This window comes from Novipirellula artificiosorum (genome assembly GCF_007860135.1).
Classification (GTDB): Bacteria; Planctomycetota; Planctomycetia; order Pirellulales; family Pirellulaceae; genus Novipirellula_A; species Novipirellula_A artificiosorum.
The window spans coordinates 1-7,854 of sequence record NZ_SJPV01000045.1 but is presented as its reverse complement, the minus strand read 5'-3'; the positions used below and the strand labels follow the sequence as shown (position 1 = coordinate 7,854).

The window sequence follows — 7,854 nt, the reverse complement described above, 5'->3', positions numbered from 1 at the left end:
GAATTTAGAATCACAATTGCGGTTGCCCCGGGTTCACAAACATAGAGAGCTGAGTGAAGCCGAGGCCAGAATCTATTACGACAGTTATCATCAAATTGCTGCCGCGTTGCGGGCCGTCGCGACCGATTATAACATCCAGCTCGTGCTTAATTTTAGCAGCGAAGAAATGGATTTGGAGCAAAACGAATCCGTCTTCCGTGGTGTCATGAGGAACGTCGTCTATCACGACAGCACAATTAACATGACCAACACCGTGATGCGGTATTTGGAAGAACAGACGAACACGTCGCAAGATGCAACCATTGTCAACACATCGTCGAACATGAACCGTTGACCCCATTTGCGCAAAGCTCTTGAAGCAATCCGCTTCGCCGCTTCAGTGTGATCAGCGCTGTAAGTTAGCAGATTCAGCGCAGTTTCCTCGTCGGGCAGTCCTCGATTTCGGGAAGTGTGCATCGAAGCAATCCCGCGGACTCGCGTCGGTCGATGAAGCCGGATTCAGTTCGGCACCGTGAAGCCAGATTCGGTAAGTATTGTTTACGTTTCCTTGTCAGCTAGTACGAATGACGAGATTCGCCGGGCGGGAGCCTTCCAATCCGAGAGTCTGCTTGCCCGTATTCGGGATCTATGGTTCCCATCGCCAAGTAGGATTGGGTAGCGATCTCAATCGTAATCGAGGTTAGAATCATCCAGCAGTAAACCGGTGATCACGGCGTAAGATCTCCCGCGTTTACAACGCAGTGATTGGCGCTGCCGTGTTTACCGCAGCTTCGGCCTCTCTCAATGCGATCTGAAGGATACACCACAGAATTGGGCGATCCTGAATCTGCCAGTGAAGCTCCGGTCCAGCGGCAGTATTCAACTGGCGGTTACCGAGCTCCTTCGCCTGGGTGAGCACCTTTCGAGCAGAATAGGCGTTTCCAAGTTTAGCATGCACCATCGACTCAAAGGCGAACGATATTGGCGCTCGCTGGTCAGGTTGTTGAGGCCAGTTTTCTAGTGCCTTTTCGAATTCGCCGGACCGAATATGAACCATGCAACGAGCGAGTTGCGTCCGAAACGACTCGCCGCTGCTCAAGTTCATCAACTCATTAAAGGGTAGATCCTCATTTCTTCCCACGAGGCAGGCAAGCACACCCTGGGTCCGAAACTCTTCATTGTTTTCAGATGCGAGTAAGGGCACGATTCTACCAGTCACTCTAGCGTATTCTTCCCAGTTCTCTTGGTGGGCGCTTACTACTGCCAACGCGCTCCAGTAAAAGCTGATCTCTGGCCGCAGGCGGGCAGCGTCCGCAAAATCACTCGATGCAAACATCCAGTTCGACGTTCGGCAATGGCACAGTCCCCGGCGGTAGTAAAGCAGAGAATTGTCTGGGTTTTGTGTGATCAATCGGTCGTAAAGTGCAATCTGCTCGTTGATGTCAACATTTTGCAAGTCTGCCAGTTCAACGAAGTTAAGGCGACTCGCCGCCAAATGTCTGAGGTTCCAGACTTCTGAGAAGTTGGGACTGGATTTTGGGAGCAGTTCCTCGCAAGCCAAGAACCAATCGCGTGCAGATTGTCGATCGCCAACCGCCTCAAGTGCAAGACAGTGGATATACCACTGACCAATCCATGCGCCGTCGTCGATGGAATAACTCTTGTTCAGCGCCGCCAATGCCTGCTCCGGCTGACCGAGTTTGAGGTGGGACCTTGCGAGCAGCCAGAATGCAAAATTCGTTTTTCTTGGCCGAAGTCGAGCCAAGCGGTTTAGCAGCTCAACCGCTTGCCGATGCGTATCCTGAGTGGTCCCTGAGTCCTTGGTCATCTCCCAAGCGATATTATTTACAAATGTGCAAGCTGATTCGATCGTTTGGAAGGCATCCGAGTCGTCTTCACCAAATTCTTCACGTTGATGTCGAAGCAGTTCTTCGTACAACTGGATTGCGTCACGCTCTCTTCCAGGAATTGCCTGCACGGTCTTTGCTAATTCCATTGTTGAATTCAGCGTCTCTCGATGCAAGCCTCCAAGCAAATGTGTTTGCCTGGTGATTACCTCCGTCAGGATGGCTTCAGCTTCAGAGTACTTGCCAGCTTGCACAAGCGCCTTCGATCTTGATTTCAATTGTGAAATTTGGCCTTCGTGACTTATGACTGCTTCTCGTTTAGTTCCCGCGATTGCGTCAAGCCGGGTCGGCTCCCACGCGTCGAGTTGATCAATAACGTCACTCGTTTGAAAATTCGCGTGAGCGCTGTCGATGTACGTCCGGCTGCGTACAGACGGAGGTATCCGATTGAAAAGTAGATCTCGCTTTTTGCCAAGTGGATGTTGATCATGTGCTCCGTTTACCATGAGTACGGGGATGCTAATATGCGGAGCGTAGTTTGCGGGACTGGTTTCAGGCGTCGGCCCAACAAACAGTCCGCCAGCAAGAAAGACACAAGATTTGAGGCGGTCCTCTAACACGGCTATTCGAGGACCGTGCCCAGCTCCCCAACTAAAGCCCAAGTAGGACAGCGATTCCATGTCAATGTCACCGCGCTTTTCCAGGTAATCAATCGCGCGAAAAATATCTTTTGTGCGGTGAATGTCCGCAGTTGCTCCACTTACATGGTGGTCTTGTCGGCCAAATGTCCCCTGTATTTCAGGCCAACATACTGCTCGACCCGATTTAGCAATCGAAGCAGGTAAACGCCAATCAATGCCACGAGTAGCGTCTGCAAAGCGAAGATGCTGTCTCGTGCCCACTCCTAGAAAATAGACGATTGTTTTGAAGGGTGCAGATCGTCTTGGCGGGAGAAACATATGAAGGGTCATGCGTTCGCCGTCGTATGCCGTATTGATTCTTAGCGTCTCATGAACGAGTCCGTCGATCTCAGCCGTACGACTGACCAGTTCCACATTGAGCGGTAAATCCTTTTCGTAGTCAAATGCGAGAGAAAACTGACTTATCTCTTGTGCGGTTGGCACATACGTTGGAGGTGTGAAATTGGCCTCAGCGTGGACTACGACCTCAGGTAGCTCGTCGTACTTTGCGCATCGAATGCCAAACGTTTCGTCACGCGCGAATGGCGAGTGCGTCTCGATGACCCCGAATGCATAATCGGGTTCGTCCCACGCCCCACCACGCATGCACCGCAGCCCGTCGATGTTTGGCGTCACGCACCACTCTTTCACATTGCCTGCTATGTCGTAAACTTCATACTTCCCTATGCCGTGATTCACGCCGACCTCTTGCGAGCCTTCCCCGGAAAAGTTGGCATAAGGCACGATGTATTTGAAATCCGTGCGGTTGGCGGCGAGGTCCCAGTCTTCAACCGTCAGCAAGCTCTTTTTTGCGTAAGCCGCGTATGCAGCCGCTTCGTACCAACTGACGCCCGCAACCGGATGGTCACTCATCTCGTCCGCGTAGCCTCCCTCGCTCCAAGTTGCCGGTCCCAATTGATCCGTCGAGTCTGTAAATCTTTGAATGCCCTCTTTCCATGAGATTTTTTTTCCGTCGTCGATAAACCCATGCTGCCAAAACTCCTGGCGTTCGTATCCTCCAGCGTCGACAAACTCCTTGAATTGTCGGTTTGTGACTTCAAATTTGTCGACAAAGAAAGGCCGCCGGTCATCGCCTGGCACGACGCGCACGGTCCCCGGCGGCAACTGGCTCGTCGAGTCCAAATTGACACTTGTCGTGCCTCGTGCTTCCAACTCTCTAACTGTTACGAGCGGTGCATGACCCTCTTTCTTGAATTGCCAGAGTAAGGGTCCGCGCGGGATTCGAACTCGCTCCAGAGGTGTTGTTCCGAGATCTGCCCACGTGCTGTTCTCGTCGCGCCAATCTCGTACGAACACTTGGGCACCGCTTGGCTCGCTGGTCACGTTCGCAATGATTGCAGTTTGGTCCCAAAGGTCGAGAAGTGTCGGATCATCAGGCAAGAGCTTCTGCGTGCGCCGCGCAACGCTGTACGCCTCAGCGTACTTTTCTTCCGCCAGCAATTGGCGAATCGCCGGGATCGATTCTTTGTGGGCTCGATCACGCTCGGCAGCAATTTGAGCTGCTTTCTCGCTATCGATATGTGCGAGAAATGACTTGTATAGAACCAGCGAGACAATCCCAATGAAAAAGATCGCGATTATCGAATATGTTACGCCTAGCCTATGACGTCGAATCGATTTCTTGAGCCGGTACGTCTTCGACGGCGGAGAGGCTTCGACCGGTTCGTCGGCGAGGTAATGACTCAGGTCGTCTGCCAGTGCTTTCGCGGAATCGTAGCGACGGGTACGATCTTTCTCGAGAGCCTTCATGACGACCCAGTCAAGGTCACCGCGAATCAGCAACGAAAGTCTGTTGGGCTCCGTCTTTCGTAGCTCACATATAGTCGACAACGTTTCTCCAAGCGTACTGATGCGCGTGCTTGGCTTGGGTGGCTCGACTTCGCGAATGATTCTTCGGACCTCGTCATAACTCACACTATTGAGCCTATCACGGTCGAAGGGTGTAGTACCCGTGAGCAGTTCATAGAGCAGCACGCCTAAAGAATAGACGTCCGTACGAGTATCCACATCCAGGCCACTCATTTCGGCCTGCTCGGGGCTCATGTAAAGTGGCGTACCGACAAGTTGTTCCAATTCGGTGAACAGCGTTCGTTCCGTAAGACGCTGATTAATTGCCTTTGCGACTCCAAAGTCGATTATCTTCACAACTGGTTTTCCATCGTGCAACGAGATAAGTACGTTGCTTGGTTTGATGTCTCGATGAATGATGCCCTTGTAATGCGCGTGATGGACCGCCATGCAAACATCGATAAAGAGGCGAATTCGCTCAGTGGGTGTAAGCTGGTTCTTGTCGCAATAATTCGTTATTGGAACACCGCGAACAAGCTCCATGACAAAGAATGGTCGTCCCGTATCGGTTGATCCGGCGTCCAAAACACGAGCAATGTTCGGATGATCCATCAGTGCGAGGGCTTGCTCCTCAGCTTCAAACCGAGCAATGACCTGCTTTGTGTCCATTCCGGGTTTGATGATCTTCAGTGCCACTTTGCGGCGTACTGGATGTTCTTGCTCGGCCATAAAGACGACGCCCATGCCGCCTTCGCCGATCTCCTGGAGAAGCTTGTATCGCCCAATCTGCGTCCCGGCGCATTCTTGCCTAGAGGGCATTTGCATCGTGGTTTCGGGCCCGCGTAGGAACTGACCAGAATCCCGATGTGCTTGCAGAAGACGCTCTACTCGACTTCGGAGGTCGCCATCGTCCTGACAGGATCCCGCGAGAAAATTTTGCACTTCCTCTTCTGATTCAAGCTCGATTGCTTTTCCGAAAATCTCTCGGGCGCTTCGTTGAACGTCGGGCATCGCACTGTCTCCGGGGTTCTGGGGTTTAAATACTAATGCCCCGTTTATTCGCAGATTGCGCCAATAATTTCTTTTTTTCCTGCACGTGAATTGCGTGGCCGCTCCTGGCAGCCAGCCGCGCCGAATCGTAAGCGACGCTGCTACGTGGCGTCCAAATAGTCGTATAGCCACGCTCGCGCATATGCCCAGTAGCGATCGGCGGTTCGTCGAGCGATCCCTAACGCATCGGCGGCTTCGCCCTGCGTCAAACCCGCAAAGAACCGTAGTTTCACTAATTTAGCACACACCGCATCCTCGTCGGTTAACTGCTCCAATGCCTGATCAAATGCAAGCAGATCCGCGGGGTCAGATGTTACGGCAACCGTGACGGCATCAAGGTTGATCCGCTTCCTGTCTCCACCTCGCTTTAGCCTTCCTTTGTCACGCGCACGATTAATGAGAATCCTTCGCATGGCTTCCGCCGCGGCAGCGAAGAAATGCCCACGACTTTCCCAGGTTTGAATCCGATCGGTGTCGACAAGTCGTATGTAGGCTTCGTGTACTAGCGCCGTGGCTTGCAAGGTCATGTTGCTCTTCTCGGACGCCAGCTTGTACGACGCGAGCCGACGTAGTTCATCATAGACGAGAGGCAGAAGCCGTTCCGACGCAACGGGATCCCCGTGCTCGATCTCGTGGAGTAGGCGCGTTACATCACTCATATTCTGTGGGAATAGCAGCCATCATCGCAAGTTCAGTTATCATTGACATCTCGAGTATAGCGACCGTAATCGGTCGTCGGTGCTCTCTACAGGAATAATTCGCCAAAGTCTGCCGTGAGGACAAACGGATTCGTGACACTGCTGACTGTTCCCCAGCGGGCAGCCGCCAAACTAACTGAAAGAATCATGAGTCAACGGAAGCAGCTAAGAGTGGGGACCTTAGCCCACGTCTTCGCCGAGAGTCTCAAGGTGGCATCAACCTCGAATCAAGAGAGACACACCTTTGGGGATAAGCCATCACTGAAGTGCGGTAGGTGGCGGACACCGAACTGAACTCCGACAACAGTTTCGATGCTCCGGTGGCCGACACCGTAGAAGCAGAACTATCTTTCTGTTCGTATGTTCCCTGATATTCATCGCTCAGGGGAAAATGGTTAGTCCCGCAGCAAGTCGTTTTGACCTCGTGTTTTACCTATCGTCGCTCCTTTCAAGCTCGTTGCGATGTGAATTTTACCCCGACTTTTCGAACGGTGACGACGGATCGTGGCAGTGTGCCTCGCAGTGCGCCCTGCATGGCCCATGGTAGTGTTACACGTGGCAATGGCCATACCTGACGCGAAGTCGTGTGGTTTGCCGAACAACGCGCACTACGTGGACGAACTCAGAACCAAATTTTTTGGAGAATATATTTCTGTTTGACCAGACTTGTCACAGCACCCTCGCACAATGGGATCAGCATTCACATTTCCCTGATCCTTTGAGGAGACACCAACCATGATCCAAGTTGCCAATTTCAATGAATCCGACTACCTCAATGAGCCAGAGTCAACGGACGATCTTTCTGAGCGAATTCCGCGAGACAAATTAATCACTATCCGGTTGACGGAGGACGAGCGGGAGTCGCTCAATATCCGATCTCAGTCCCACCGGATCTCGCTCAACAACTTCGTTCGTGACAAGCTCGGTCTGCCCGCTGACACAGAGCCCAGAGAGCGGAGACGTGGACGCCGTCCGCAATTCCGAAAAGCAAGGTAGCCGTGGGACTGTCGCAGCAGTGGGTCAAGTCCGGATCGCCTGCAGACCGTGCAGGCAATCCGGCTTTCCAACTTGATGCACGTTCTCTATTTTTCAAATCGACTCTTTTTCCCATTTTCCATCGTCGGAATTGGATGCAATGGGGTAGGTAGTGGTAGGGGCGGTGGTTACCCCGAATTCCTTCTCGACTTCTGGCTTTGACGCACAGCGTGGGCGGATGTGAGTGACTCTTTTTGTGGAGGTACTTGCATGTCGTTCGACGAACAGACCCTGATTTCAGCTGAACAGCGACGAAACGAAATCGCCATCCTGTTGGCGTGCAGCTTGGTGCGAATGAATCGACGCTGTGCGCTCGATTGCGACCAATCTGGCGATGATTATTCTTCTTTGGCAATTCCTGCCGATCCGTCCGCCTCTCGGCTTGAGCTTTCGGGCGACTCAGGGCTCACTGTGGTTTAACAGTTAACAAACCCTTCAGTCCGAACCCAAAGAGAGGATTCACACGATGTCGCTGAACATCACTCGCGAAGTCGCCAGGATGCAAAAGCAAACGGCAGCGAAAACTGTTCAAGCGAATCATGCCGCGATGACCAACGTGTCACATCGCGAAATCTTTTCTATGTTCCCTACTGCATGGAAGTGCTGCTCGATGAACTCCAGCAACTAGGCCTCAATCAAGCGACTGCCTAATTTAGAAAAATGAGAAAAACTCGAAAACCCTCAGCGTTTTGCGGGTGTATTGGAGGTTACGAAGACTTCAATCCACTTACTCAACGGAGGGTTTCGAGTGAACGC

General features: G+C 52.4%; 5 protein-coding genes and 1 pseudogene. 4 read left to right on the top strand and 2 right to left on the bottom strand.

The annotated features are described in order from the left end of the window. Positions 1 to 334, top strand: a pseudogene (locus tag Poly41_RS34700) (OmpH family outer membrane protein); the annotation flags it as partial. A 396-nt stretch (positions 335 to 730) separates the two neighbouring features. On the opposite strand, the gene Poly41_RS34695 reads toward Poly41_RS34700, so the two are convergent. Further along, positions 731 to 5,134, bottom strand: a complete 4,404-nt coding sequence (locus Poly41_RS34695; RefSeq protein ID WP_231616157.1) for a protein kinase domain-containing protein — start codon at positions 5,132 to 5,134, stop codon at positions 731 to 733. Between the two features lie 332 nt (positions 5,135 to 5,466). After that, positions 5,467 to 6,024 (bottom strand): ECF-type sigma factor, encoded by a 558-nt coding sequence (locus Poly41_RS33520; RefSeq protein WP_146531734.1) that lies wholly within the window; start codon positions 6,022 to 6,024, stop codon positions 5,467 to 5,469. A gap of 774 nt (positions 6,025 to 6,798) precedes the next feature. Between Poly41_RS33520 and Poly41_RS33515 the strand changes: the two genes are divergently transcribed. The 3 genes from Poly41_RS33515 (at position 6,799) to Poly41_RS34690 (ending at position 7,726) form a co-directional block, all read left to right on the top strand. Then, positions 6,799 to 7,059, top strand: coding sequence for a hypothetical protein (locus tag Poly41_RS33515; protein WP_146531733.1), 261 nt, complete (start codon positions 6,799 to 6,801; stop codon positions 7,057 to 7,059). A gap of 249 nt (positions 7,060 to 7,308) precedes the next feature. Continuing rightward, positions 7,309 to 7,518, top strand: a complete 210-nt coding sequence (locus Poly41_RS33510) for a hypothetical protein (protein ID WP_146531732.1) — start codon at positions 7,309 to 7,311, stop codon at positions 7,516 to 7,518. A 46-nt stretch (positions 7,519 to 7,564) separates the two neighbouring features. Continuing rightward, positions 7,565 to 7,726, top strand: a complete 162-nt coding sequence (locus tag Poly41_RS34690; protein ID WP_197231994.1) for a hypothetical protein — start codon at positions 7,565 to 7,567, stop codon at positions 7,724 to 7,726. Positions 7,727 to 7,854 lie beyond the last annotated feature (128 nt).

Coding starts and splice junctions, on each gene's coding strand:
- Poly41_RS33515 (WP_146531733.1), top strand. CDS start 6,799: ATGATCCAAGTTGCCAATTTCAATGAATCCGACTACCTCAATGAGCCA.
- Poly41_RS34690 (WP_197231994.1), top strand. CDS start 7,565: ATGTCGCTGAACATCACTCGCGAAGTCGCCAGGATGCAAAAGCAAACG.
- Poly41_RS33510 (WP_146531732.1), top strand. CDS start 7,309: ATGTCGTTCGACGAACAGACCCTGATTTCAGCTGAACAGCGACGAAAC.
- Poly41_RS34695 (WP_231616157.1), bottom strand. CDS start 5,134: ATGCCCTCTAGGCAAGAATGCGCCGGGACGCAGATTGGGCGATACAAG.
- Poly41_RS33520 (WP_146531734.1), bottom strand. CDS start 6,024: ATGAGTGATGTAACGCGCCTACTCCACGAGATCGAGCACGGGGATCCC.